Origin of the sequence: Acidovorax sp. 93 (genome assembly GCF_003633835.1) — a bacterium.
Classification (GTDB): domain Bacteria; phylum Pseudomonadota; class Gammaproteobacteria; order Burkholderiales; family Burkholderiaceae_C; genus Acidovorax; species Acidovorax facilis.
In genome coordinates this window covers 3,093,049-3,119,552 of sequence record NZ_RBIT01000001.1, presented here as the reverse complement: position 1 = coordinate 3,119,552, position 26,504 = coordinate 3,093,049, and the positions used below count along the sequence as shown (strand labels likewise).

The following is a 26,504-nucleotide window of genomic DNA, read 5'->3' as shown; positions in this document are numbered from 1 at the left end:
GCATTCCAACAATCAACAGGAGACGACACATGGCCAGCACATGGGCAAAACGGGTGGGGTGGGGCGTGGGTGGCGCGATATTGGCGGTGGCTGCCTATCTGGCGGCGTGGCCTGTGCCCATTCAGCCGGTGGCCTGGACTGCGCCTGCCGCCCCTGGCTACCAGGGCGTGCACGCCCCCAACCAGCGCCTGGCCCAGCTGAACATCATCGACCTCAAAGGCGAGGTGGGCCCCGAGCACATCGCCTTTGGCAAGGACGGCAAGCTCTACACCACCGTGCTCAGTGGCAGCATTTTGCGCATGAACCCCGACGGCTCGGGTCAGGAGGTGTTTGCCAACACCGGCGGGCGGGTGCTGGGGTTCGACTTCGATGCGGCGGGCCACCTGATCGCGGCCGATGCCATCAAGGGCCTGCTGTCCATTGCGCCCGATGGCAAGGTCACCGTGCTGGCCGACAAGGTGGGCATCGACCCCATCCGCTATGCCGACGCTGTGGTGGTGGCCCAAAGCGGAAAGATGTACCTGAGCGATGCCTCCACCCGGTTTGCCCCCAAGGACTGGGGCGGTACGTTTGAGGCCAGCGTGCTCGACATCCTGGAGCAGGCCAGCACCGGCCGGGTGATCGAATACGACCCCGCCACCCGCACCGCACGCGTGGTGGCCCGGGGCATCAGCTTTGCCAATGGCGTGGCGCTGAGCCAGGACGAAAAACACCTGTTCGTCAACGAAACCGGCAAATACCGGGTGTGGAAGATTGCGGTGGATGCGAAAGACCTCGACATTGGCCAGGCCAGCCCCCAGGCCCGCGTGCTGCTCGACAACCTGCCCGGCTACCCCGACAACCTGATGCGCGGGCAGGACGGCAAGGTGTGGTTGGGCTTTGCCAAGCCGCGCGGGGCAGCCATCGACAACATGGCGGGCAAGCCCTGGCTGCGCAGCCTGACCCTGCGCCTGCCGCGTGCGCTGTGGCCCATTCCCCAGCCCTACGGCCATGTGATTGCGTTCACCGACGATGGCAAGGTGGTGGCCGACCTGCAGGACCCGAGTGGCGCCTACCCGGAGACCACTGCGATCACCGAGACGGCGGACCGGCTGTATGTGCAGAGCCTGCACGCGCACGGCCTGGGGTGGCTGCCCAAGCCGTAGGGTTCAGGCCTGGGGCGTTTCAGGCGGTTTCCCCATGGTGCCGGGTCTTCACCTCGGCGCCTGTATCTGTCCACCCAAAGAACCTGCACACCTCGGCCCGCATGGCCAGGGTGTCGGCCCGGCCCAGGGCCATCAGCTCCTGGGTGTAACCGGATTCGAAGAGCAGGTAGCTGGCCAGCGCCGCGCCGCGCACATCGGCCATGTTGGACGTGACGCCCAGGGCGCCCAGCATGGTGCGCACGGGCGTGGGCAGGTCGCCCACGTGGCGCGCAGCCACGGCATCCAGGCGCTGGGATGGCGCAATCACCAGCAGCTCGATGGGGCGCAGTGCGCTGTGCAGGCGCTTTTCTTCGGGGATGAGCGACAGGGTCTGGTTGATGCGCTGCACGCGCTCCACATCCACGGCCAGCGCATCCAGAAAGATGTTGGACAGCGCATGCCCCGCAATCTGCGCCAGCGTGGGGTAGGTGGCCGTGGGGTTGGCAGCGGCATCTCCCTTGGGCTCGTGCATGCGGCCCGCGCCGATCACCAGGATGCGCTCGGCCCCCAGGTGAATGGCCGGAGCAATGGGCGCCGACTGGCGCATGGAGCCGTCGCCGAAATATTCGACGTGGTCATCCACCTCGATGCCCTTGGCCGGAAAGATGAACGGAATAGCCGAGGACGCCAGCAGATGCTCGTGCGTGATGCGGTCGCTGGCCGCCTTGCGCTGCGAGCGCACCCAGGGCTTGACGGGTGCGGCGGCTTCAAAAAAGGTGACGTGTTCGCCCGAGCTGTAGCTCGACGCTGTGACGGCAAGCGCTGTGAGATGCCCTTTGCGGATCAGCCGGGGCAGGCGCACCAGCGGCACCATCTTGACCAGCAGTTTTTCGAGCGGTGTGTTGTCCAGCAACGACTTGGGCCGCATGCGCCGCCAGCGCGCCAGGGCCCAGCCCAGCGACACCAGCGTGAGCCAGCGCGCGCCGCTGCGCATCACGCTGAGCGAGTCGGCGCCATACACCTGGCTGGCGTGGAACTGCCGCCACACGCGCGCAATGCGGCGCACGGCGCGGTCAAAATTGTCGGCCCCGCAGGCCAGCGCCGCCGCGTTGATGGCCCCGGCCGAGGTGCCGGTGATGATGGGGAAGGGGTTGGGTCCGCTCCCCTCGCCACAGGCCTGGCGCAGGTCGGCAATGGCTTCGAGCACGCCCACCTGGTAGGCGGCGCGGGCACCGCCGCCGGTGAGTAGCAGGCCGGTGGCGGGTCGCGCTTCGGCGGGGATATCAGAAGTTATCAAGGGCGGCATGAATGTGTGTGGGGTGGTGTCCCAAGTGTCGGTGGGTGGCTGGGAGCCCTTCATGTGGGAAAACCCGCATGGTTGAGGCGACACTTCGCTTTTCGCTGGGGCGTTCAAGCTTGCCAGGGGAAGTCAATTGTTTGCGTCAGAGGTGGGTTCGTGCTGCTCCCCGGCCTGTGGCATGCTCAAACGCACTTTTTTGGGGAGATGGCTTGAATCCGAGCATCATCGTTTCGCTTGATTTCCCTGCTGCTGCGCCTGCGGCAGATCTGGTCGGGCAGCTGGGCTCTGCTGCGTCTGTCTACAAGGTGGGTTTGCAATTGCTCACGGCGGCTGGACCGTCCTTCGTCCGCGATCTGTTGGATGCTGGCAAGCAGGTCTTTTTGGACCTGAAACTGTTTGAAATCCCGAGCTCGGTGGCTGACGCAGTTGCCGCTGCGGGGCAACTTGGGGCTTCTATGGTGACGGTTCATGCGTCGGCAGGATCTTCTGTGCTGGAGGCTGCAGTGGCGTCGGCAGCACACTTCCCTGAGCTCAAAGTGCTGGCACTCACTGTGATCACCAGCATGGACGACGAGGCGCTGCGCGAAGTGGGCGTGGCATCGACAGTGCCAGAACAGGTGCTGCGTCTTGCGCGCCTTGCACACGCAGTTGGCTGCCACGGTGTGGTCGCATCGCCGCTAGAAGCCAGGCTTCTGCGCAACGCGCTGCCGCGGGGCGCGCTCATCGTCACGCCTGGCATACAGCCGCTGGAGTTTGCAAAAGGCGACCACGCCCGTTTCACTACCGCCAGCGAAGCCATCAAGGCGGGTGCAACGCACGTCGTGGTGGGGCGGCCGATATCGCGCGCTTTGAACCCTGCCGCTTCTTTTGCTGCCCTGTGCGCAGAACTAGAAGGTTGAAACTTTGGCCCGGGATGGGCGGATCGCCGTTTTTCTGCAGCGTTACAGCTGTGATTCTATGGGCCGGAGGCCCCGGCACATCGCTGTCTACGGTTGGCGCAGCAGCAGCTGTGCCACCGCGTCACCCTGCAGCACCACAATGCCGTGCTCCCGGGCAAACGCCTGGGCGTTGTCGCTGACCTGCCCCAGGGCAGCCACATAGACGCCTGCGGGGGCCTCGCTGGCCAGCATGGCCGCGTGCAGCTCGCGCAGGGGCTCTACGCCGTGGGTGGCGGCTTTCCAGCGTTTGGCGCTGACCAGCGTGGTTTTGCCACCCTGGGTCAGTCGCATGTCAGCGCCTGCGTTGTTGCCGTTGATCCGCTCTACGGAGTAGCCCGCCCGTGCCCAGGCCGATGCCAGGGTGTCGGCAAAGCTGCGCCAGGGCATGCTGGCCACGGCCTCCAGCATCTCGGCAACCCGGGCGGGGTTGGGGGCGCGCAGCTGCTTCCACGCGGCGATGCAGCCCACCACGAAGATGGGGAAACCGGCCAGCGCACCCACCACGAAATATTCCTTGGGCAGCAGCGCACCTGCCGCCAGAACGATGAGGCCGACCACCACAAAGCTGATCCACCAGGGCGAGCGCAGCAGCATGGCAAACAGGGATTTCTCGGCCATCTTGAATTTCACGGGAGTCCTTTTCGTTCGGTTTCTCAGGGTGCCGGCTGCTGTGGAGCCAGGGGCAAAGCGTGCGCATTGTCCTTCACGCGCCGGGGGAACAGCGCTTGGATAGACTACCGGCCCCACAGGAGTTAATTGAATGGCAGTCACCGAACAGGGCCTTTTGGCCGCACTTTCCAGCGTGCTGGACCCCCACACGGGCAAGGATTTCGTCAGCACCCGCGCCCTGCGCAATGTGCAGATCAGCGGCGGCGATGTGGCCTTCGACGTGGAGCTGGGTTACCCCGCCAAGAGCCTGGTGCCCGAACTGCGCCGCAGTCTGGTGGCCGCCGCCAAGGGCGTGGCGGGCGTGGACAACGTGTCGGTCAACATCACCACCAAGGTCATCGCCCATGCCGTGCAGCGCGGCGTGCAGCTCTTGCCCCAGGTCAAGAACATCATCGCCGTGGCCTCGGGCAAGGGCGGCGTGGGCAAGAGCACCACCGCCGCCAACCTGGCCCTGGCGCTGGCCGCCGAGGGCGCCAGCGTGGGCGTGCTCGACGCCGACATCTACGGCCCCAGCCAGCCCATGATGCTGGGTATCAACCGCCGCCCTGAAAGCGACGACGGCAAGACCATGGAGCCGCTGGAGAACTACGGCGTGCAGGTGATGTCCATCGGTTTCCTGGTGGACCAGGACGAGGCCATGATCTGGCGCGGCCCCATGGCCACCCAGGCGCTCGAGCAACTGCTGCGCCAGACCAACTGGAAAGACCTCGACTACCTCATCATCGACATGCCCCCCGGCACCGGCGACATCCAGCTCACCCTGAGCCAGCGCGTGCCCATGACCGGCGCCGTGATCGTGACCACGCCGCAGGACATCGCCCTGCTGGACGCCAAGAAGGGCATCAAGATGTTCGAGAAGGTGGGCGTGCCCATCCTCGGCATCGTCGAGAACATGGCCGCGCACGTGTGCAGCAACTGCGGCCATGTGGAACACATCTTTGGCGCCGATGGCGGCAAGAAGATGGCAGCCGAATACAACATGGACTATCTGGGCGCACTGCCGCTGGACATGAGCATCCGCCTGCAGGCCGACAGCGGCAAGCCCACCGTGGTGGCCGACCCGGACGGGGACGTGGCCCAGATCTACAAGAAGGTCGCGCGCGACGTGGCGGTGAAGATCGCGCAGCAGGCCAAGGATTTTTCGAGCAAGTTCCCGACGATTTCGATCAGCAAGAACACCTGATCTTCCTGAGTCGCCCCACCGTGCCATGAACCTGCTCGCGTCCCTGCGCTACCTTGTGGCGTTGCACGAGCACCGGCACTTTGGCCGGGCGGCGCAGGCCTGCCACATCACGCAGCCCGCGCTGTCCAACGCGCTGCGCGCGCTGGAAAAGGAGTTTGGCGTGGTGGTGGTGCGCCGGGGGCGCAGCTTTGAAGGCTTCACGCCCGAGGGCGAGCGCGTGCTGGCCACCGCCCAGCGCATGCTGCACGAGCACCAGGTGCTGCAGCAGGACCTCTGCAGCGACGCCGCCCACCCGCGCGGCACGCTGCGCCTGGGCGCGGTGCCCACCGCCATGCCCATCCTGGCGCGGTTTGCGGCGCAGCTGCAGGCGCGGCACCCGGGCATTGTGCCGGTCGCGCTGTCGATGAGTTCGCACGCGCTGGAGGCGGGGCTCGAAAATATTGCACTGGACTTGGCCCTGGGCTACACCGAGCGCATGCCTGTACGCGGCGGCACGCTACGGGCTTGGCCGCAGTATGTGGAGCACTACTTTCTGCTGCGCCGTGCGCCCCGGCCGCCCAAAGGCGCAGCGCGCGGGCTGCAGATCGGCCCACCCATGGCCTGGGCCGATGCGGCGGCGCTGCCGCTGTGTCTGCTCACCCCCGAGATGCACAACCGCAGCCTGGTGGATGGTGCCTTCCGCGCTGCAGGTGCCACGGTGATGCCCGCCATGGAGACGGATTCGGTACTGACCCTGGCGCTGAGCGTGGTGGCAGGCGAGCTTTGCAGCGTGCTGCCCGGCGCACTGGTTGATGCCGTGCGCGGGCACGACGGGCTGGAAGCGCTGCCGCTGGTCGGCCCGGTGCTTACTACCCCCATCGGCTTCATGTCGCACCGCCAGGTGCAGCCCACCCGTGCGCTGGATGCCGCTTTGGCGCTGGCGCAGGATGCGGACTGGTTGCAGCACGCCACGGCGCACAGCGGGTTGCTGGCGGCCCATTGACCAAGGCTGCCCGCAGCGGTTGGTGATTCGCAGGTCTGTGCAAATCGGGCTGTTTCATTTGTTTTTGTGATCGATCCATGTGCATCGGCAATTTGACGCCGCACGCGCCCCTGGCCGACACTGCGGCGGCGCGCCTGGCCTATGCAGGCGCCTTCATACAAAACAACGCCCCCACGCCCCCGGTCCATGCACCTTGCCCCCGAAGCCCCCCCCGCAACCGTTGTCGCCGCCGTGTCCGTCAACGACATGCGCGAGCGCATTCGCCGCAAAAGCCGCCTCAAGGGCCGCCAGCCCGAGGACGCCGCGATGGCCGATGTGGCGCAGTTGCTGGGCCCGCGCCCGGCGGAAGGCTTTCGGCGCGACCTGCTCATTGAATTTCTGCACCGCCTGAACGACCACTTTGGCGTGCTGCACGACCGGCACCTGGTGGCGCTCGCCAAACAGATGAACCTGTCGATGGCCGAGGTGTATGAGGTGGCCAGCTTCTACCACCACTTCGATATCGTGCGCGGCGAGGATGCCCAGGCCCCGCGCCTGTTGCTGCGCGTGTGTGACAGCCTGAGCTGCAGCCTGGCGGGCGCGCGCGAGCTGCTGGCCACGCTGCCCGAGCGGCTGCGCGCGGCCGGGCAGGGCGATGTGCAGGTGCAGGCCGTGCCCTGCGTGGGCCGCTGCGAACAAGCGCCCGTGGCGGTGGTGCACCAGTGCCCCGTGCCGCACGCCACGGTGGATGCCGTGCTGGAGGTGGTGAAATCCAAGCCAAATCGGGCTCTAGCGCTGTATCCACAAGCGCTAGTAGCTATCAATTTTGACATTTCTGAGTTGTCCGAGAAGAGCGTGCCAACGCAGCCGGACGGAATCAGCCCCGCGCACACCGACCTCGTCACCTATCGTGCCCACGGCGGCTACCAGACCGCCGCCGCGCTGGTCAACGGAGAGATGGACGCCGAGGCCGTGCTCGCTGCCATGGAGGACTCGGGTTTGCGCGGCCTGGGCGGCGCGGGCTTCCCGGCGGGGCGCAAGTGGCGCATTGTTCGGGACCAGCCCGCGCCGCGCCTGATGGCCGTCAACATTGATGAAGGCGAGCCCGGCACCTTCAAGGACCGCACCTACCTCGAACGCGACCCACACCGCTTTCTGGAGGGCGTGCTCATCGCCGCCCAGGTGGTGGGCACCGAGGCTGTCTACATCTACCTGCGCGACGAATACCACGGCTGTCGCGCGCTGCTGCAAAAGGCCCTGGACGACCTGCGTGCCGAGCCGCCATGCCCGCTGCCGCACATCGAGCTGCGGCGCGGCGCGGGCGCCTACATCTGCGGCGAAGAGTCGGCCATGATCGAGAGCATCGAAGGCAAACGCGGCGAACCCCGCATGCGCCCGCCCTACATCGCGCAGGTCGGCCTGTTCGGCAGGCCCACGCTGGAGCACAACTTCGAGACGCTGTACTGGGTGCGCGACATCGTGGAACGTGGCCCGCAGTGGTTTGCCAGCTTTGGTCGCCACGGGCGCAAGGGGCTGCGTAGTTTCAGCGTGAGCGGGCGCGTGAAGCACCCCGGCGTCAAGCTCGCGCCCGCGGGCATCACGGTGCAGGAACTCATCGACGAATACTGCGGCGGGATGCTGGACGGCCACCAGCTCTACGCCTACCTGCCCGGCGGCGCGTCGGGCGGCATCCTGCCCGCCAGCCTCAACCAGATTCCCCTGGACTTTGACACCCTGCAGCCCTACGGCTGCTTCATCGGTTCGGCCGCCGTCATCGTGCTCAGCCAGCACGACCGGGCGCGCGATGCGGCGCTGAACGTGATGCGGTTTTTTGAACACGAAAGCTGCGGCCAGTGCACGCCCTGCCGCGTGGGCACGGCCAAGGCGGCCGCGCTGATGCAGGCCCGGCAGTGGGACGCCGACCTGCTGGACGACTTGGCGCAGGTGATGGCCGATGCGTCCATCTGCGGCCTGGGCCAGGCGGCGCCCAACCCCATCCGCTGCATTCACAAATACTTTCCGCATGAGGTGGGCGAGGGCCCCTGGCCGGGCGATTTGCCCAAGCCGCGCAACAGCCCGCTCACCGAGCAATTGCCCGGAGGGTTGAAGCCATGAGCGCCGTGTTGACATCTACTGCTGCGGCGCAGCCCGCCGTGGCCTTCGAACTGGACGGCCAGCCCGTCACCGCGCATCCCGGCGAAACCATCCTGAAGGCCGCGCAGCGCCACGGCGTGGAGATTCCGCACCTTTGCTACAGCGACGGCCTGCGTCCCGACGGCAACTGCCGCGCCTGCGTGGTCGAGATCGCGGGCGAACGCACGCTGGCCCCCAGCTGCTGCCGTGCGCCGACCGAGGGCATGAAGGTGCAGGCCGCCAGCCCCCGCGCGCGCAAGAGCCAGCAGATGGTGGTGGAGATGCTGCTGTCCGACATGCCGGACGTGGGATACCGGTGGAACGATCAAAAGGCCAATACTCCTGAATTGATAGCTGGTGGCGCTTATCCATCAAGCGCTAGCGGCCGATATGACTCAAAAAATCCAGAAATCATAGGCCAGCACGGCGAGCTGAGCGCCTGGGCGGACCGCCTGGGCGTGGCCGTGCGCCCCGCGCTCCAGGCCCTGCGCCGCGAGCAGCCCGCGCCCGACCTGAGCCATCCGGCCATGGCCGTGAATCTGGATGCCTGCATCCAGTGCAACCGCTGCGTGCGCGCCTGCCGCGAAGAGCAGGTCAACGACGTGATCGGCTACGCGCTGCGCGGGGCCGACAGCAAGATCGTCTTCGACCTCGACGACCCCATGGCCGAGAGCACCTGCGTGGCCTGCGGCGAATGCGTACAGGCCTGCCCCACGGGCGCGCTCAGCCCCAAGACGCACATCGGCTCGCAGAAGGTGGACCGCAAGGTCGATTCGGTCTGCCCCTTCTGCGGCGTGGGCTGCCTCATCACCTACAACGTGCGCGATGAAAAAATCATCAGCGTGGAAGGCCGCGACGGCCCGGCCAACCACGGCCGCCTGTGCGTGAAAGGGCGCTTCGGTTTCGACTACGCCCACCACCCCGACCGCCTCACGGTGCCGCTGATCCGCAAGCCCGGCGTACCCAAGGAGGTGCGGCCCTACGGCGCTGACTGGCGCGACACCTTCCGCGAAGCGACCTGGGACGAGGCGCTGGACCTGGCTGCTGGCTCGCTGAAGGGCCTGCGCGACACCCACGGCCCCAAGGCGCTGGCGGGCTTCGGCTCGGCCAAGGGCAGCAACGAAGAGGCCTACCTGTTCCAGAAGCTGGTGCGCACCGGCTTTGGCAGCAACAACGTGGACCACTGCACGCGGCTGTGCCACGCGTCCAGCGTGGCCGCGCTGCTCGAAGGCGTGGGCTCCGGCGCGGTGAGCAACCCGGTAAACGATGTGGAGCACGCCGAGCTGATCTTCGTGATCGGCTCCAACCCTACGGCCAACCACCCTGTGGCGGCGACCTGGATGAAGAACGCTGCCCAGCGCGGCGCCAAAATCGTGCTGGCCGACCCGCGCGTGACCGACATCGGCCGCCATGCGTGGCGCACCCTGCAGTTCAAGGCTGACACCGACGTGGCCATGCTCAATGCGCTGATTCACACAGTGATCGATGAGGGCTTGGTGGATGAGGCCTTTATCAAGGATCGCGCCAACAACTTCGAGGCCCTCAAGGCCAACGTGATGGGCTGCAGCCCCGAAGCCATGGCACCCGTCTGCGGCATCCCGGCCGAGACGCTGCGCGAGGTGGCGCGAGCGTTTGCCACGGCCAAGTCCTCGATGATCCTCTGGGGCATGGGCGTGAGCCAGCATGTGCATGGCACCGACAACGCGCGCTGCCTGATTGCGCTGTGCGCCGTCACCGGCCAGATCGGCAAGCCCGGCTCGGGCCTGCACCCGCTGCGCGGCCAGAACAATGTGCAGGGCGCGAGCGACGCGGGGCTGATCCCCATGATGTTTCCCAACTACCAGCGTGTGGACAACGCCGGGGCGCATGCGTGGTTTGAACAGTTCTGGGGCACCCCGCTGGACGAGACCCCCGGCTACACCGTGGTCGAGATCATGCACAAGGCCCTGGCGCCTGACAGCGACCCACACAAGGTGCGCGGCATGTACATCCTGGGCGAGAACCCCGCCATGAGCGACCCCGACCTGAACCACGCGCGCCACGCGCTGGCCAGCCTGTCGCACCTGGTGGTGCAGGACATCTTCCTGACCGAGACCGCCTGGCTGGCCGATGTGGTGCTGCCCGCCAGCGCCTGGCCAGAAAAAACCGGCACCGCCAGCAACACCGACCGCATGGTGCAGATGGGCCGCCGCGCGCTGAATCCGCCGGGTGATGCGCAGCCGGACCTGTGGATCATCCAGCAGATTGCCGCGCGCATGGGGCTTGGCTGGAACTACGAGGGCGAAGAGTCCGGCGTGGCCGCTGTCTACGACGAAATGCGCCAGGCCATGCATGCCAGCATCGAGGGCATTACGTGGGACCGGCTGGAGCGCGAGTCCAGCGTGACCTACCCGTGCCTCACAGAGGGCGACCCCGGCCAGCCCATCGTCTTCACCGAGAAATTCCCCACGCCCACGGGCCGCCTGCAGCTGGTGCCCGCCAGCGTGATCCCGGCCGCCGAAAAGCCCGATGCCGACTACCCCCTGGTGCTCATCACGGGCCGCCAGCTGGAGCACTGGCACACGGGCAGCATGACGCGGCGCAGCACTGTGCTCGACGCCATCGAGCCTATGGCCACCGCATCGCTGCATGGCGACGAACTTGACCGGCTTGGCGTGGCGCCCGGTGCGCTGGTGGGCATCCGATCGCGGCGCGGCATGGTGCAGGTGCGCGTGCGGCGCGACGACGGCACGCCGCGCGGCACGGTGTTCATGCCTTTTGCGTACGTGGAGGCGGCAGCCAACCTGCTCACCAACGCGGCGCTGGACCCGTTTGGAAAGATCCCGGAGTTCAAGTACTGCGCGGTGGCGGTGGAGGTGCTGGAGGGGGCGGCAAGCTGACCGTGCGCAGAGGGGCTTTACGGACAAAGCTGCTGGTGGTCTTGCGCCGGGGTAAAGTCTGCGCCCATGACTGAGCGCCCCTACACCGACGTTGCCGTGATCATGCGGTGCGAGCACATCGACAACCGCTGGCAGCCCTGGCGGTGGTCGCTGGCCGAGGTGGTGATCAACGAGCCCGCCTTTGGCACCGAGCCGCGCCAGATCCTCCGGGACGAGCGCGAGCAGCGCTGGTTGTTCCCGGGGTTTCGGGCAGAGCTGTTTCGCGACGACGCCGAGGGCTACCACCTCAACCTCACTTCACCCGCCCCGTGCTGGTTTGTGATGTGGCGCCGCGATGACGACCCCGGCACTGGCGAGATCCCGCTGGCCCGCCCCGTGGCTGTGAGCCTGAGCTACCACGACGCCGGCCGCTGGCTGGACGCGCAGGAAACCGTGGAACAGGTGCCAGCCGCGCCCGAAGTGGTGGAAGCGCTGCGCGCCTTTGTGGCCGAGCACTACCAGCCCGAACCCAAACGCCGCAAGCGGCCGGACAGTTTTCGCACGCTGCAAGACCGGTTTGGTAACCCTGCATCTGTGTCCACTGAAAAAACGCGTGGTGGAGGTGGCGGTCATGGCTGACGGGTTCCTGGGCCGCTGGTCGCGCCGCAAGCAGGAGGTGCGCGAAGGCAAGCCGGTGGAGGAACCTCCACCACCCGCGCCGTCGTTGCCACCGGCCGCGTCTTCGTCGTCACCGCCTAACCCGTCCTCCGTGGCAGCCGGCGCCCCCCCCACCGCCGCAGAAGGCGCTGCGCCCGCTGCAGAAGCCCCTCCGCCACCCACGCTGGCCGATGCCCAGGCGCTCACGCCCGCGTCCGATTTCAAGGCCTTTGTGGCCCGCGATGTATCGCCCGAGGTGCGCAACCTGGCCATGAAGAAGCTCTTTGCCGACCCGCACTTCAATGTGATGGATGGCCTCGATATCTACATCGGCGACTACACCCAGCCCGACCCGCTGCCCGAAGGCATGCTGCGCAAAATGGCCAGCGCCCATGCGATGGGCTTTTTTGATCACGAAAAAAAGGCTGATGCAGCGCCTGATGTTCCAGTCAATGACGCCGCCGTAGAAGCCAGTGCAGACGCAGAGGCAATAGCCCCTGCCCTTGCTCAGCCTCGGGATGATGCGGAGGGGCACGCCCCCGCAGACGTGGCACAGTCCGGGGTATGCAACGCTATTCCTAGCGCCCGCTCCAGCGAGCTTGAGATGGCCGCCCGCCCCCATAAGGATGCGGTGGCCCTGCCAGCCAGCCACACAGAACATGACCACGACGCTCATCTGCGACTGCAACCAGACGATGCCCCTCAACGCGAAGGCGTTGGGCGCGGCGCTGCATGAAGACCTGACACTCCACTCCACCCTGTGCCGCCGCGAGGCGGGGGCCTTTCAAAAGGCCATCCAGTCGGGTGACGATGTGGTGGTGGCTTGCACCCAGGAGCAGCGCTTGTTTGGCGATCTGGGCCAGCAGACCGAAGGCGCGGTGTCGCCCATCCGGTTTGTGAACATCCGCGAAACCGGTGGCTGGAGCCGCGATGCCGCCAAGGCCAGCCCCAAGATCGCCGCGCTGCTGGCCGCCGCCCGCCTGCCTGATCCACCGCCCGTGCCCACGGTCACTTACAAGAGCACGGGCCGCTTGCTCATCATTGGCCCGCTCGACCAGGCCGAACAGGCTGCCGCCCTGGTGTCGGATGTGCTGGATGTGACCCTGTTCACCCAAGGCCCCGGCAATGCGGGTGGTGCGCAGGCGCGGCGTTTTCCCGTGCTGGGTGGGCGCATTACGGGCCTTACCGGCTGGCTGGGTGCGTTTGAGCTGCAGTGGAAGGCCGACAACCCCATTGACCTGGACCTGTGTACACGCTGCAACGCCTGTGTGGCGGCCTGCCCCGAGAACGCCATCGGCCTCGACTACCAGATCGACATGGCGGCCTGCAGCTCGCACCGCGACTGTGTGAAGGTGTGCCAGGTGGCGGGTGCCATCGACTTCACCCGTGACGCCACGGCGCAGACCGAGCGCTTTGACCTGGTGCTCGACCTGCGTTCGCCCACCGCCACGCCCACCTTCTTGCAGCATGCGCTGCCGCAGGGTTACCTGCGCTGGGACGGGCGTAGTGATGGGGTCAATATGACCACGCTGCTGAAGCTGCGCGAGCTGGTGGGCGAGTTCGAAAAGCCCAAGTTTTTTGTCTACAAACAAAAGCTTTGCGCCCACAGCCGCAACGAAACCGTGGGCTGCAATGCCTGCGTGGACATATGCTCGGCCGAAGCCATTGCCAGCGACAAAAGCCGTCAGCAAATCAAGGTGAACCCCAACCTGTGTGTCGGCTGCGGCGCTTGCACCACCGTGTGCCCCACGGGCGCGCTGACCTATGCCTACCCCAGTGCGACCGAGCAGGGCGCCAAGCTCAAAACCCTTTTGTCCACCTACGCCGCTGCAGGTGGCAAGGATGCTGTGCTGCTGCTGCACAGCCAGGAGCGCGGACAGGCGCTGGTGGAAGAGCTGGGTCGTGCCGCCCAGTTGAAACTGGCGCAGGGCGTGCCTGCCAATGTGATCCCGGTGGCGCTGTGGCACACCGCCAGCACCGGGGTGGACCTGTGGCTCAGCGCAATCGCTTACGGCGCCTCGCAGGTAGTGTTGCTGACGACACAGGAGGAAGCACCGCAGTACCTCGACGGCCTGCAGGCGCAGATGGATGTGGCGCAAGCCATCTTGCGGGGCCTGGGCTACACGGGCACCCATGTGCAGCTGCTGCGCGCCACCCATCCCACCGAGCTGGACGCCGCCTTGCAGGCCCTGGGCCAGACGCGCCAGAAGACCCCGGCCGTGGCCGCGCGCTTTGCCGTGGCGCAGGAAAAGCGCAGCACGCTGGAGATGGCGCTGGACCACCTCATCGAGCAGGCCCCGATGGCCGTGGCCGAGCGGCCCGCAGCCATCGCTTTGCCCGCAGTGGGTTCGCCCCTGGGCACGATTGAAGTCAACAAGGACCGCTGCACCCTGTGCCTGAGCTGCGTGAGCGCCTGCCCCGCCAGTGCGCTGCAGGACAACCCGCAGCTGCCGCAGCTGCGCTTTATCGAAAAGAACTGCGTGCAGTGTGGCCTGTGTGCCACCACCTGCCCCGAAGACGCCATCACCCTGCAGCCGCGCCTGCTGCTGACGCCGGAGCGTGCGCAACTGCGCGTGCTCAACGAGGCCAAACCTTGGGCCTGTGTGCGCTGCAGCAAGCCCTTTGGCACCGTCAAGGCCATCGAGGCCATGCTGGGCAAACTGTCGGGCCACGCGATGTTCCAGGGCGACGCGCTGGAGCGCCTGAAGATGTGCAGCGACTGCCGCGTGATTGATCTGTATTCCTCCCAAAGCGAAACGAAAGTGACGGACCTGTGAGCGCCCAACCTGCTTCTTTGACCCCCCCTGGCGGCAGTTCTGCGCTGGATGAGGAAACGGCACGCGCCGAACTCTATGGTCTGCTGTCGCAGCTGTACTACGCCGCGCCAAGCGCCGAGTTGTTGTCTGCCTTGCGGGTAGCCGTGACCGAGGCGCCCGCCGACGGCGCCTTTTTGCAAGAGCCTTGGCAGGTGCTGGTGGGCGCGGCCCGCGAACTGAGCGATGCCGCCATCGCGCAGGAGTTCGACCGTCTCTTTGGCGGTGTGGGCAAGCCCGAGGTGTTTTTGTATGGCTCGCATTACCTGAGCGGTTTTCTGAACGAAAAGCCACTGGCCCGTTTGCGCACCGACCTGGATCGGCTGGGACTGGCACGCGACGATTCCATGTCCGAAACCGAAGACCACATCGCGTACCTGTGCGAGGTGATGCGCTACCTGATCGCGGGGGATGATGTAGCTGTCTGCAACCTGACGGCGCAGCGCGACTTTTTTGCAACGCATCTGCAGCCCTGGGTTTTGCAGTTGTGTGATGCCCTGGCTGCCCAGCCGCAGGCGCGCTTCTATGCAGCGCTGGCCCAGTTCACACGGGCCTTCGTGTCGGTGGAGGCCCAGGGCTTCGACATGCTCGACTAACCTCTGGGAGGCTCGAAAAGCCTGCTCAGTTTGCTACAAAAGATGAGTGTCTTAGTGGGAGGTGTAAAGCTCGATTGCAGGCTTTTACACACTGACATAGACTGTATGAATTCCGTTTCATAGCTGCCAGCCATTCTGGAGACAAGCATGCAGAACCGCCAGCCCAATTCCTCACGCCGGAGCTTCTTCTCCGGCGCCGCCACCGTAGGGGCTGCAGCCGCAGCCGTCGTGGCACTCCCCCATGTAGTTCCCTCAGATGCCGTCGTGTCTGAACCCGCTCGGGTGGCGCCAGAAAAAGGCGGTGGCTATCACCTGTCTGCGCACGTGAAGCAGTACTACAAGACCACCCAACTCTGAAGCGGGGCGTGCCATGTTGCTAACCAAGAAGTCCTCCCACGCTGCGCAGGTCGCATCGTCTCCTTTTGTGCACAGCTTGCGCCGTGGCCTGTCGCAGGCGCTGCCCACGATGGACCGCCGCTCGTTCCTGCGCCGCTCCGGCCTGGGAGTGGGCGTGGGTATTGCGGCGTCGCAGCTCACGCTGGTCAAAAAATCCAATGCTGCCGAGGGTGCCAAGGTGGGCATCGGCGACAGCAAGATCGAAGTACGCCGCACCATCTGCACCCACTGCTCGGTGGGTTGTGCGGTGGATGCGGTCGTCGAGAACGGCGTGTGGGTGCGGCAAGAGCCTGTGTTCGATTCGCCCATCAACCTGGGCGCCCACTGCGCCAAGGGTGCGGCACTGCGTGAACACGGCCACGGCGAATACCGCCTGCGCTACCCCATGAAGCTCGTCAACGGCAAGTACGAGCGCATCAGCTGGGACACGGCCCTGAACGAAATCACGGCCAAGATGAAAGAGCTGCGTGCCGCCAGCGGCCCGGACAGCGTGTACTTCGTCGGCTCGTCCAAGCACAACAACGAGCAGGCCTATCTGCTGCGCAAGTTTGTAAGCTTCTGGGGCACCAACAACTGCGACCACCAGGCGCGCATCTGCCACTCGACCACCGTGGCGGGCGTGGCCAACACATGGGGCTATGGCGCCATGACCAACTCGTACAACGACATGCAAAACAGCAAGGTCGCTCTGTACATCGGCTCCAACGCAGCCGAGGCCCATCCGGTGTCCATGCTGCACATGCTGCACGCCAAGGAAACCGGCTGCAAGATGATCGTGGTGGACCCGCGCTTTACCCGCACAGCGGCCAAGGCCGACGAGTATGTGCGCATCCGCTCGGGCACCGACATTCCTTTCCTCTTCGGCCTGCTGTACCACATCTTCAAGAACGGCTGGGAAGACAAGAAGTACATCAACGACCGCGTCTACGGCATGGAGAAGGTGCGCGAGGACGTGCTGGCCAAATGGACCCCCGACAAGGTGGAAGAGGCCTGCGGTGTCAAGGAAGACCAGATGTTCAAGGTCGCCAAGATGCTGCATGACAACAACCCCGGCACCATTGTCTGGTGCATGGGCCAGACCCAGCACACCATCGGCAATGCCATGGTGCGTGCTTCGTGCATCCTGCAGCTGGCGCTCGGCAACGTGGGCAAGACCGGTGGCGGCACCAACATCTTCCGTGGCCACGACAACGTGCAGGGCGCGACCGACGTCGGCCCCAACCCCGACTCGCTGCCCGGCTACTACGGCCTGGCCGAAGGTTCGTGGAAGCACTTCGCCAATGTGTGGGGCGTGGACTTCGAGTGGATCAAAAAGCAGTACGCATCGCCCGCGATGATGACCAAGAGCGGCATCACCGTGTCGCGCTGGATTGACGGTGTGCTGGAGAACAACGAGCTGATCGACCAGGACTCCAACCTGCGCGGCGTGTTCTTCTGGGGGCATGCCCCCAACTCCCAGACCCGTGGTCTGGAGATGAAGCGCGCCATGGACAAGCTCGATCTGCTGGTGGTAGTGGATCCGTACCCCTCGGCCACCGCCGCCATGGCCGCCATGCCTGGCAAGGCCGAGGACCTGAACCCCAACCGCGCGGTGTACCTGCTGCCTGCCGCCACGCAGTTCGAGACCAGCGGTTCCTGCACCGCGTCGAACCGCTCGCTGCAGTGGCGCGAGAAGGTGATCGAGCCGCTGTGGGAGAGCCGTTCGGACCACATGATCATGCACCAGTTCGCTGAGAAGCTGGGCTTTGCAGCCGAGCTGTCCAAGAACTACAAGATGCAGAAGGTCAAGGGCATGGACGAGCCCGTGATCGAAGACATCCTGCGCGAAATCAACAAGTCGGTCTGGACCATTGGCTACACGGGCCAGAGCCCCGAGCGCCTGAAGGCCCACATGCGGAACATGCATCTGTTCGATGTGAAAACCCTGAAATCGAAGGGTGGCAAGGACAAGGAAACCGGCTACGACTTTGGGGGTGACTACTTTGGCTTGCCATGGCCCTGCTACGGCACGCCGGAGCTCAAGCACCCTGGCTCGCCCAACCTGTACGACACCTCCAAACACGTGATGGAAGGCGGCGGCAACTTCCGCGCCAACTTCGGCGTCGAGAAGGATGGCGTCAATCTGCTGGCCGAGGACGGCTCGCATTCGGTGGGCAGCGAGATCACCACGGGCTACCCGGAGTTCGACCATGTGCTGCTGAAAAAGCTGGGCTGGTGGGACGACCTGAGTGACGCCGAGAAGGCCAAGGCCGAAGGCAAGAACTGGAAGACCGACCCTACTGGCGCGATCATTCGCGTGGCCATGAAGCATGGCTGCCATCCGTTTGGCAACGCCAAGGCCCGCGCTGTGGTGTGGAACTTCCCCGATGCCATTCCGCAGCACCGCGAACCGCTGTATGGCACCCGGCCCGACCTCATGGCCAAGTACCCCACCCACGACGACAAGAAAGCCTTCTGGCGCCTGCCCACTCTGTACAAGACCGTGCAGGAAAAGAACGTGGCCGACAAGGCGCACGAGAAATTCCCGCTCATTCTCAGCTCCGGCCGTCTGGTCGAGTACGAAGGCGGCGGTGAGGAAACCCGCTCGAACCCCTGGCTCGCCGAGTTGCAGCAGGAGTCATTTGTCGAAATCAACCCCCGCACTGCGGCGGATCGTGGCATTCGCAACGGCGAACGCGTCTGGCTCAGCTCGCCGACCGGCGCGCGCCTGAATGTGCAGGCACTGGTGACGGAGCGCGTGGCGCCCGACACGGTGTGGATGCCGTTCCACTTCTCCGGCCACTGGCAGGGGGTGGACATGCTGGCCCACTATCCGAAGGGGGCGGCACCTGTGGTGCGCGGTGAGGCCGTGAATACCGCTACCACCTATGGCTACGACAGCGTGACCATGATGCAAGAAACCAAAACCACGATCTGCAACGTGGAACGCGCCTAAGGAGACGGCAATGGCACGAATGAAATTTATCTGTGATGCAGAGCGCTGCATCGAATGCAATGGCTGCGTGACGGCCTGCAAGAACGAGCACGAGGTTCCCTGGGGTGTGAACCGTCGCCGCGTCGTGACGCTCAATGACGGGGTGCCCGGCGAAAAGTCCATTTCGGTCGCCTGCATGCACTGCAGTGACGCGCCCTGCATGGCCGTCTGCCCGGTCAACTGCTTCTACCGCACCGAAGAGGGTGTGGTGCTGCATGACAAGGATGTGTGCATTGGCTGCGGTTACTGCAGCTATGCCTGCCCCTTCGGCGCTCCCCAGTTCCCCTCATCGGGTACTTTCGGTGTGCGCGGCAAGATGGACAAATGCACGTTCTGCGCTGGCGGCCCCGAGACGCACGGCAGCCAGGCAGAATTTGAAAAATACGGCCGCAACCGCCTGGCTGAAGGCAAGCTCCCCGCGTGCGCAGAAATGTGCTCCACCAAAGCCCTCCTGGCCGGTGATGGCGACGTGGTGGCGGACATCTTCCGCAACCGCGTGGTACAGCGTGGCAAGGGCGCCGAAGTGTGGGGCTGGGGTACGGCCTATGGGTCACAACAGGCAGGCCAGCCTGCAGGAGGCAAGTCATGATGATGAAGCGTCTTGTTCATTCGGCCCTGGCCGCCGCTGTGGCGCTGGTGGCGCTGACCGCCTGTGGCGAGAAGCCGCAGACCGGCGCGGGCATCCGTAGCGATGCAGCTCCCTATGCAGGTACGGGCAGCAATTTCATGCAGCCCGGCTGGAAGGCCGGAGACAAAGCCGGTTGGGAAGCGCAGTTGAAGGCGCGTCAGCTGTACGGCCAGAACGAATACACCCGCACCCAGTCCAAGTGAGGCCCGCCATGAAACACATCATGTGGTCCCTGGCTTTGGCGGCGGGATGTGCCTGGGGGCCAGCGGGTGCCCAGGCTCCAGCAGCGCCAGATGCCGCCGCGCCTGCGGTCACGGCACCGGCTGCTCCCGCAGCGACCAGCGGCATTCAAAGCCAAAACATTTTCGAGGTCAAGCCAGACGCCAGCGCAGACCCCAAATACGCCGAGCAGACCAATGGCGAACGCGCCAAGGTGCAGCCCGGCAACAACGCGCCCATGTGGCGCCAGGTGGGGCAGGGCGTGACGGGCTATAGCAGCCTGCCGAAAAGCCAGGCGCCCGAGGCGGGCAACCTGATCCAGCCGTTCGTGCAGTACCCAGGCTCGCGTTTCACCAACGCAGGCGAGGCATGGCGCCAGGTGCGCAACCACTGGATCATTCCTTACGGTGCGGCCTTGTTTGCCATCGTGTTGCTGGCGTTGGGCATCTTCTACTTTGTCAAAGGTCCGCTGGGGCATGAACACCCTGACGGCACCGGAGCCCGCCGCATCGAACGCTTCACACCTTTCGAGCGTGCTGCGCACTGGTCCAATGCCTTTGCGTTCATCGCGTTGGCCATCTCTGGCATCGTCATGGCGTTTGGCAAGTTCTTCCTGCTACCCATCATGGGGGCCACGCTGTTTGGCTGGCTTACGTATGCGCTCAAGAACGTACACAACTTCATGGGACCGCTGTTTGCTGTCTCATTGCTGGTGATCATCCTTACCTTCGTCAAGGACAACATCGCCAACCGGGCCGACTTTGTGTGGCTGTCCAAGGGCGGCGGCATGCTGGGGGGTGACCACCAGGTTCCTTCCCACCGCTTCAACGCCGGCGAGAAGGGCCTGTTCTGGTGGGGCATCACCATCCCCGGCATCTTTGTGGTGGCCACCGGCTTGGTGCTCGACAAGCTCATTCCTGGCTTTGGTGACGTGCGCGGCGACATGCAGATCGCCCACATGATCCACGCCACCCTGGCGATCTGGATGATGGCGCTGATCTGCGGCCACATCTACATGGGCACGGTGGGCATGCGCGGCGCCTACAAGGCCATGAGGACGGGGTACGTGAGCGAGGGGTGGGCCAAGGAGCACCACGAGCTTTGGTACGACGACGTGCAAGCGGGCAAGATTCCCCGCCAGCGCAGCGCCAACCCATCCGCAGCCGATGCTGCAGCTACACCATCTGCGGGCCAGCCCGCGCAGGTATGAGGTTCCGCACCATGATGCAATTTTCTCGATCTTCCCTACTGGCGTTGTGCGCGGCCAGCGTCTGTACCCTGGCATCGGCCAAGCTGCCTGCGCCTTCACCGGAGTCTGCCGCCAAAGCTGCAGAGGCGGCGGCCAAAGCCGCCTGGGCCGGCAAGGTGGACAACTACAAGTTGTGCCTGTCACAAGACCGTGTGGCGGCCCACTACCGCAAAACCACGCCAACAGCCAAGCCTGCAACGGCAGCAGGCGCTGCGTGCACCGACCCCGGCCCCTTCGCCTACACACCTCCCGCTGCCAAGCCCATTGAAGCGGCGGGTGCCCATTCGCCACCGGGCACGGCCAGCAGCCCACCCAGCACGCTGGCACCTGCCGCAGCTGCGTCAGCGCCCAAATCCTGACGCCAACCACTGTCCCGCCGTCAAAAAGAGCCGCACCCACTTGGTGGAGCGCGGCTTTTTTTTGGTGGTCGCCGTACGTGCTTTTCCCCGATTCAGATGCCCCATGCCCCTCCTTGGGGAGAGGTACTGCGTATATTCGCACCATGTCTCTTTCATCACCGTCCGCCTCCCCGGCTGCGCCCGTGCTGCCGCGCCTGACGCAGGCGCATGCGCCCCTTACCCACAGCGTGGAGGTCGTGAACGAACTGGGCGAGCGCGAGCAGGTACAGATCCCCGCCGAGCGACCGCTCACCATCTATGTCGACAAGCGTGAACTCGTCACCCTCATGACCCTGGGCGCGCAGCCGGAACTGCTGGTGCTGGGCTATCTGCGTAACCAGCGGCTGGTGGAGTCCGTGTTCGACATCGAATCCATCACCGTCGATTGGGAGGTGCACGCCGCCGCCGTGCGCACGCGCCACGGCATCGCCCGCATTGAAGAGCGCACCGCGAGCAAGGTGGTCACCACCGGCTGCGGCCAAGGCAGTGTGTTTGGCGGGCTCATGGACGAGGTGGACCGCATCACCTTGCCCGAGGCACGCCTGACACAGGGCGAGTTGTACGGCATCGTCAACGCCATCCGCCTCAAGGAAACCACCTACAAGTCCGCAGGCTCCGTGCATGGTTGCGCCTTGTTCCGGGGGGAGGCGCTGCTCACCTTTGTGGAAGACGTGGGGCGCCATAACGCCATCGACACCATTGCAGGGTGGATGTGGATGAATACAGATGGCAAGGTGCCGCAAGGGGGCGCTTCCTCCACGCTATCCGGCGGCACGCCTGCAGAAAATGCCGCTTCGGAGAGTCTGCACGCGCCCATGTCCGGTGCAGACAAGGTGTTCTACACCACGGGCCGACTCACCAGCGAAATGGTCATCAAATCTGCGCAGATGGGCGTCCCCATCGTAGTGTCCCGCAGCGGCATGACCCAGATGGGACACGCCGTAGCGCAGCAACTGGGCCTGTGCGCCATCGGGCGCGCCACCAATCGCCGGTTTGTCTGCTATAGCGGTACAGATCGGCTGGTGCTGCAGCCGGAGCTGGCGCAGATACCCGTCGTACCGGTGGCCAGGGGCGGAGCTGGAACTGTCTCCTGAGGAGGCGGGGCTGTGTGAAGGGGGCGTTACGCGATTTCGGGAAACATCGCAGTCCGAACTACCGGCTGGTGGCTGAAAGAAACCTCTCCCGCAATGGCATGATCGCCCCATGAAAGACCTGAACGCCAAGAGCGCCTGGGCCGATACCCTGCCCAGCCAGTGGGGGCCCGAGTCCGCCAAGATCGAAATACCCTTGGGGGAGCAGCCGCCCGCGCCATCTGCCGGCGCCGCATCCACCATGGCCCCGGCTCCCGCCAAGTTGTCCCTGTGGGACTGGATGCGTGAAGGCCTGCGGGCCGCGTTGTTCCTGTCGCCGCGCACTGCTGCTGCAGCGCCTTCACCCTGGCAGGTGCTGGTGCTGTCGCTGCTGGGTGGCGCGTTGCTGGTGGGGGCTGCGCGGTTTCAGGTGGCGGGGCCTGTGCAGTTCAATCTGCGGGGCTGGCTGGCGCCGATGTGGAGCAGCCTGGTGCTGATGTGGCTGGCCTGGTGGGCCATGGCCCCGGCCCAGCGTGCGGCGGCACAAGAGCCCTCGGAGGGTGTTTCGGGGCCTTCGGGCGGGCTGGCGGCCTGGTATGTGTTGTCGGCGTGGGCTCCGCTGGCGCCTTTGTTGCTGCTGTATGTCTTGATGGGGGCCGTGGCGCACAAGCCAGACCTGTGGGGCGGGGCGGTGGCTGGCAATATTTTCTGGGTGGCCTATGGCGTGCTCACGCTGTGGGTGCTGGCCACGCTGGTGGTGGTGAGTGCACGCTTCATCCGCTCGCGGCTGCGCACGGCCATCTTTTCGGTGGCGATGGCAGCCGTGATCGGGGTGGGCATGTGGCAGTTCCAGGACCAGCCCTGGGAGCTGGACGCCTTGGCCGCTGCATCTGCCCAGTCGGGCGAGGAGGGACAGGCACAACCGGAGCCCGCGCACCTTGTGCTCTCGCAAGCAGTCTTTGAAAACCAGCAGGCGCTCTGGGATCGGCAAGTGCAGGCCCTGCCTGCTGGCCGCGATGGCGTGGTGGATGTCTATGGGCTCGTGTTCGCCCCCTACGCCAGCGAAAACGTGTTCCGGCGTGAAAGCACCATGGTCAGCACGCTGCTGCAAGAGCGCTTTGACGCCCAGGGCCGTGTGGTTCACCTGCTCAACCACGCAGAAACCGCCGATACGCATGCCTGGGCCACGCCGCAGAACCTGCAGCGTGCCATCGCTGCGCTGGCCCAGCGCATGGACCGTGACAGCGATGTGCTGGTGATCTACATGACCTCGCACGGTGCGCGCAACCATGAGCTGGCGGCCTCGCACTGGCCGCTGGAGGTGCCCCCCGTCACGCCCGAAATGCTGCGCGCCATGCTGGACGAGGCGGGCATCCGCCACCGCGTGATTGCCGTGTCGGCCTGTTTCTCGGGCGGCTGGATCGAGCCCTTGGCCACCGACAGCAGCCTCATCATGACCGCCGCCGATGCCACGCACACGTCATATGGCTGCGGCACGCGCTCCGAGCTGACCTTCTTTGGCCGGGCGGTGTTCCACGAACAGCTGCGCCAGACGCATTCGTTCACCGAAGCCTTTGCCAAGGCAGTCCCCGTGATTGCGCAGCGCGAGGTGGAGGCGGGCAAGCAAGACGGCTTCTCCAACCCGCAGATCCATGTGGGCGCGCAGATTGTGCCGGTGCTGCGTGCGCTGGAGCATCGCCTGCAAACGGCAGAGGCAGACGGCAGCGCAGAGGCCCAGGTGGCCGCAGCGGGCGCAAAGCCCTGAGCTTCGCCAGAGCGTTCCATTTGCGCTAAGGTTCAGCGCCATGAACCTGTCTTTTTTACGCTTGGGCTGGCGCACGCTGGCCCGTGACCTGCGCGCGGGCGAGTTGCGGCTGCTGATCGTGGCCGTTACGCTGGCGGTGGCAGCCCTCACGTCGGTCGGTTTTTTTGCCGACCGCCTGCAAGGTGGCCTGCAGCGCGATGCCTTGCAGCTGCTCGGCGGCGATGCCGTAGTGGCCAGCGACAACCCCACGCCCCCCGCCTTTGTCGAGCAGGCCAAGGCCCTGGGTCTGCAGACCGTGACCACGCTGGGCTTTCCGACCATGGGCCGCGCCAGTGACGCCCAGGGCGGCGCCAGCAAGCTGGTGGCGCTCAAAAGCGTGCCCCCGGGCTACCCGCTGCGTGGCAGCCTCAAGGTGGCAGACGCCCCCGGCGCGCTCGACCAGCCCACCCGCGACATCCCGGCGCGCGGCGAGGTGTGGGTGGATGCCCCGCTGCTCGAATCGTTGAACCTGGCCATGGGCGACATGCTGCTGCTGGGCGATGCGCAGCTGCGCATTGCACGCATCATCGTGATCGAGCCCGACCGCGGCGCCGGTTTCATGAGCTTCGCCCCACGGGTGATGGTGAACGAGGCCGACCTGCCCGCCACCGGCCTGGTGCAGCCCGCAAGCCGCCTGACCTACCGCTTCGCTGTCATCGGGTCGGCCCCTGCGGTCAAGGCGTTCAGCGAATGGGCTGTTGCCGAATCGAAAAAGCCCGACGTGCACGGCGTGCGCGTGGAGTCGCTTGAAAGCGGCCGCCCGGAAATGCGCCAGACGCTGGACCGCGCGCAGAAATTCCTGAGCCTGGTGGCCCTGCTGGCAGCGCTGCTGTCGGCCGTGGCCGTGGCCCTGGCCGCGCGCGGCTTTGCGGCCGAGCACCTGGATGCCTCGGCCATGCTGCGGGTGCTGGGCCAAAGCCAGCGCACCATCGCGGGCGCCTACACGGCCGAATTTGCGTTGGTGGGCCTGTTTGCCAGCTCATTGGGCGTGGCGCTGGGCTATCTGGTGCACTACGCCTTTGTGCTGCTGCTGGCGGGCCTGGTCGAGTCGGCCCTGCCGCCGCCCAGCCTGTGGCCCGTGGCGTTTGGGCTGGGCATGGGGCTCACGCTGCTGTTTGCCTTTGGTCTGCCGCCTGTGCTGCAACTGGCCCAGGTGCCGCCTCTGCGGGTGATCCGGCGCGATGTGGGTGGGCTCAAGCCTGCCTCGCTGGCGGTGCTGGGCATTGGGGTGGCAGGCTTTGCCGCCTTGCTGCTCACGGTCAGCAGCGACATCACGCTGGGCCTGATTGCCGTGGGTGGCTTTGCCGGGGCGGTGGCCCTCTTTGCCGGGCTGTCGTGGGTGGCGGTGAAGCTGCTGCGTAAAAGTGTGAACGAGGCCACCGCGCCCCGCTGGCTGGTACTGGCCACACGGCAGATTTCTGCGCGACCGGCCTATGCCGTGGTGCAGGTGAGCAGCCTGGCCGTGGGGCTGCTGGCGCTGGTGCTGCTGGTGCTGCTGCGCACCGACCTGGTGGACAGCTGGCGCAAGGCGACCCCGCCCGATGCGCCCAACCGTTTTGTGATCAACGTGATGCCCGACCAGGCCGACGCCTTCCAGCAGACGCTCAAGGACGGTGGCGTGGCCAAGTACGACTGGTACTCCATGATCCGGGGCCGCCTGCTGGCCGTGAACGGCAAGCCCGTGGGCCCGGCCGACTACACCGACGACCGCGCCAAGCGCCTGGTGGACCGTGAGTTCAACCTATCGAACGCCGTGGAGGCACCGCCCCACAACCAGGTGGTTGCCGGTGCCTGGACGCCGGGCGAAGAGGGCGCGATCAGCGTCGAGGAAGGCATTGCCGAAACCCTGGGCCTGAAGATGGGCGACCGCCTGCTGTTCGACATGGGCGGCGTGCAGAACGAGGCACGCATCACCAGCCTGCGCAAGGTGGACTGGGGCTCGATGCGGGCCAACTTCTTCGTGATGTACCCCGTGGCCACCGTCAAGGACGTGCCCGTGACCTACCTGGCGGCCTACCGTGCGCCCGAGACCAACGGCTTTGACAACGGTCTGGTGCGCCAGTTTCCCAACATCACCAACGTGGACATGGGCGCCACCATTGCCCAGGTGCAGCGCGTGCTGGAGCAGGTGATCCGCGCGGTCGAATTCCTGTTCGCCTTCACCCTGGCTGCTGGGCTGGTGGTGCTGTTCGCCGCCGTCACGGCCACGCGCGAAGAGCGTGCTCGCGAATACGCCATCATGCGCGCCGTGGGCGCCCGCGCCAGCCTGCTGCGGCAGGTGCAGCGCGCCGAGCTGATGGGCGTGGGCCTGCTCGCGGGCTTTCTGGCCAGCGCCGTGGCGGTGGGCGTGGGCTGGGCGTTGGCGCGCTTTGTGTTCGACTTCACCTGGACGGCTGCCCCCTGGGTGCCCCTGGCGGGCGCCGTGGCTGGGGCCGTGCTGGCGCTGGCTGCGGGCTGGTGGGGCCTGCGTGAGGTGTTGCTGCGCCCGGTGGTCGATACGCTGCGGCGCTCGGCAGAGTGAGCAGGTGCATGGC

The 26,504-nt window shown here is 65.9% G+C and carries 21 protein-coding genes; 19 read left to right on the top strand and 2 right to left on the bottom strand.

Annotation, left to right across the window (positions count from 1 at the left end):
• Nucleotides 1–29: 29 nt before the first annotated feature.
• Nucleotides 30–1,145, top strand: coding sequence for an SMP-30/gluconolactonase/LRE family protein (locus C8C93_RS14180; RefSeq protein WP_199727030.1), 1,116 nt, complete (start codon nucleotides 30–32; stop codon nucleotides 1,143–1,145).
• Between the two features lie 19 nt (nucleotides 1,146–1,164).
• Here C8C93_RS14180 and C8C93_RS14175 read toward each other — a convergent pair whose 3' ends face one another.
• Nucleotides 1,165–2,430, bottom strand: a complete 1,266-nt coding sequence (locus C8C93_RS14175; protein WP_121508804.1) for a patatin-like phospholipase family protein — start codon at nucleotides 2,428–2,430, stop codon at nucleotides 1,165–1,167.
• Between the two features lie 167 nt (nucleotides 2,431–2,597).
• On the opposite strand from C8C93_RS14175, the gene pyrF reads away from it, so the two are divergent.
• Entirely contained in the window at nucleotides 2,598–3,323 is a 726-nt protein-coding gene (pyrF, locus tag C8C93_RS14170) for an orotidine-5'-phosphate decarboxylase (protein ID WP_233559402.1), read from the top strand.
• Nucleotides 3,324–3,410: 87 nt separating this feature from the next.
• Here pyrF and C8C93_RS14165 read toward each other — a convergent pair whose 3' ends face one another.
• Nucleotides 3,411–3,980 carry a restriction endonuclease gene (locus tag C8C93_RS14165; RefSeq protein WP_055402904.1) on the bottom strand — a complete coding sequence of 190 codons (570 nt, stop codon included), beginning with the start codon at nucleotides 3,978–3,980 and terminating at the stop codon, nucleotides 3,411–3,413.
• Between the two features lie 142 nt (nucleotides 3,981–4,122).
• Between C8C93_RS14165 and apbC the strand changes: the two genes are divergently transcribed.
• The 17 genes from apbC (at nucleotide 4,123) to C8C93_RS14080 (ending at nucleotide 26,491) form a co-directional block, all read left to right on the top strand.
• Entirely contained in the window at nucleotides 4,123–5,214 is a 1,092-nt protein-coding gene (apbC, locus tag C8C93_RS14160) for an iron-sulfur cluster carrier protein ApbC (RefSeq protein WP_121507329.1), read from the top strand.
• Nucleotides 5,215–5,239: 25 nt separating this feature from the next.
• On the top strand, nucleotides 5,240–6,196 hold the full coding sequence (locus C8C93_RS14155; RefSeq protein ID WP_121507328.1) for a LysR substrate-binding domain-containing protein: 957 nt from the start codon (nucleotides 5,240–5,242) through the stop codon (nucleotides 6,194–6,196).
• Between the two features lie 186 nt (nucleotides 6,197–6,382).
• Nucleotides 6,383–8,290: an NADH-ubiquinone oxidoreductase-F iron-sulfur binding region domain-containing protein gene (locus C8C93_RS14150; protein ID WP_121507327.1), complete on the top strand. Its 1,908-nt coding sequence runs from the start codon at nucleotides 6,383–6,385 to the stop codon at nucleotides 8,288–8,290.
• Nucleotides 8,287–11,187: a formate dehydrogenase subunit alpha gene (gene fdhF / locus C8C93_RS14145; RefSeq protein WP_121507326.1), complete on the top strand. Its 2,901-nt coding sequence runs from the start codon at nucleotides 8,287–8,289 to the stop codon at nucleotides 11,185–11,187. Before C8C93_RS14150 ends, fdhF begins: the two co-directional genes overlap by 4 nt.
• A gap of 66 nt (nucleotides 11,188–11,253) precedes the next feature.
• Nucleotides 11,254–11,805 (top strand): DUF3305 domain-containing protein, encoded by a 552-nt coding sequence (locus tag C8C93_RS14140; protein ID WP_121507325.1) that lies wholly within the window; start codon nucleotides 11,254–11,256, stop codon nucleotides 11,803–11,805.
• The gene (locus tag C8C93_RS14135; protein ID WP_121508803.1) at nucleotides 11,798–12,559 is read left to right on the top strand and encodes a DUF3306 domain-containing protein; all 762 of its coding nucleotides are present in this window, start codon (nucleotides 11,798–11,800) and stop codon (nucleotides 12,557–12,559) included. Before C8C93_RS14140 ends, C8C93_RS14135 begins: the two co-directional genes overlap by 8 nt.
• Entirely contained in the window at nucleotides 12,519–14,600 is a 2,082-nt protein-coding gene (locus C8C93_RS14130) for a 4Fe-4S binding protein (protein WP_121507324.1), read from the top strand. The genes C8C93_RS14135 and C8C93_RS14130 overlap by 41 nt, the downstream gene beginning before the upstream one ends.
• Entirely contained in the window at nucleotides 14,597–15,232 is a 636-nt protein-coding gene (locus C8C93_RS14125) for a molecular chaperone (RefSeq protein WP_121507323.1), read from the top strand. The genes C8C93_RS14130 and C8C93_RS14125 overlap by 4 nt, the downstream gene beginning before the upstream one ends.
• A gap of 147 nt (nucleotides 15,233–15,379) precedes the next feature.
• Entirely contained in the window at nucleotides 15,380–15,589 is a 210-nt protein-coding gene (locus tag C8C93_RS14120; protein WP_055402831.1) for a formate dehydrogenase, read from the top strand.
• A 13-nt stretch (nucleotides 15,590–15,602) separates the two neighbouring features.
• On the top strand, nucleotides 15,603–18,563 hold the full coding sequence (locus tag C8C93_RS14115) for a formate dehydrogenase subunit alpha (protein ID WP_121507322.1): 2,961 nt from the start codon (nucleotides 15,603–15,605) through the stop codon (nucleotides 18,561–18,563).
• Nucleotides 18,564–18,573: 10 nt separating this feature from the next.
• Nucleotides 18,574–19,191, top strand: coding sequence for a formate dehydrogenase FDH3 subunit beta (gene fdh3B / locus C8C93_RS14110; protein ID WP_055402827.1), 618 nt, complete (start codon nucleotides 18,574–18,576; stop codon nucleotides 19,189–19,191).
• The gene (locus C8C93_RS14105) at nucleotides 19,191–19,433 is read left to right on the top strand and encodes a hypothetical protein (protein ID WP_055402825.1); all 243 of its coding nucleotides are present in this window, start codon (nucleotides 19,191–19,193) and stop codon (nucleotides 19,431–19,433) included. The genes fdh3B and C8C93_RS14105 overlap by 1 nt, the downstream gene beginning before the upstream one ends.
• An 8-nt stretch (nucleotides 19,434–19,441) precedes the next feature.
• Complete coding sequence (locus C8C93_RS14100) at nucleotides 19,442–20,659, top strand: formate dehydrogenase subunit gamma (protein ID WP_121507321.1); 1,218 nt, start codon at nucleotides 19,442–19,444, stop codon at nucleotides 20,657–20,659.
• Nucleotides 20,660–20,670: 11 nt separating this feature from the next.
• On the top strand, nucleotides 20,671–21,057 hold the full coding sequence (locus C8C93_RS14095; RefSeq protein WP_121508802.1) for a hypothetical protein: 387 nt from the start codon (nucleotides 20,671–20,673) through the stop codon (nucleotides 21,055–21,057).
• 143 nt (nucleotides 21,058–21,200) lie between these two features.
• A complete protein-coding gene (locus C8C93_RS14090; RefSeq protein WP_121507320.1) occupies nucleotides 21,201–22,190 on the top strand; it encodes a formate dehydrogenase accessory sulfurtransferase FdhD in 990 nt (329 codons plus the stop codon).
• Between the two features lie 109 nt (nucleotides 22,191–22,299).
• Nucleotides 22,300–23,931 (top strand): C13 family peptidase, encoded by a 1,632-nt coding sequence (locus C8C93_RS14085; RefSeq protein ID WP_121507319.1) that lies wholly within the window; start codon nucleotides 22,300–22,302, stop codon nucleotides 23,929–23,931.
• Between the two features lie 40 nt (nucleotides 23,932–23,971).
• Nucleotides 23,972–26,491, top strand: coding sequence for an ABC transporter permease (locus C8C93_RS14080; RefSeq protein ID WP_121507318.1), 2,520 nt, complete (start codon nucleotides 23,972–23,974; stop codon nucleotides 26,489–26,491).
• Nucleotides 26,492–26,504: the final 13 nt, after the last annotated feature.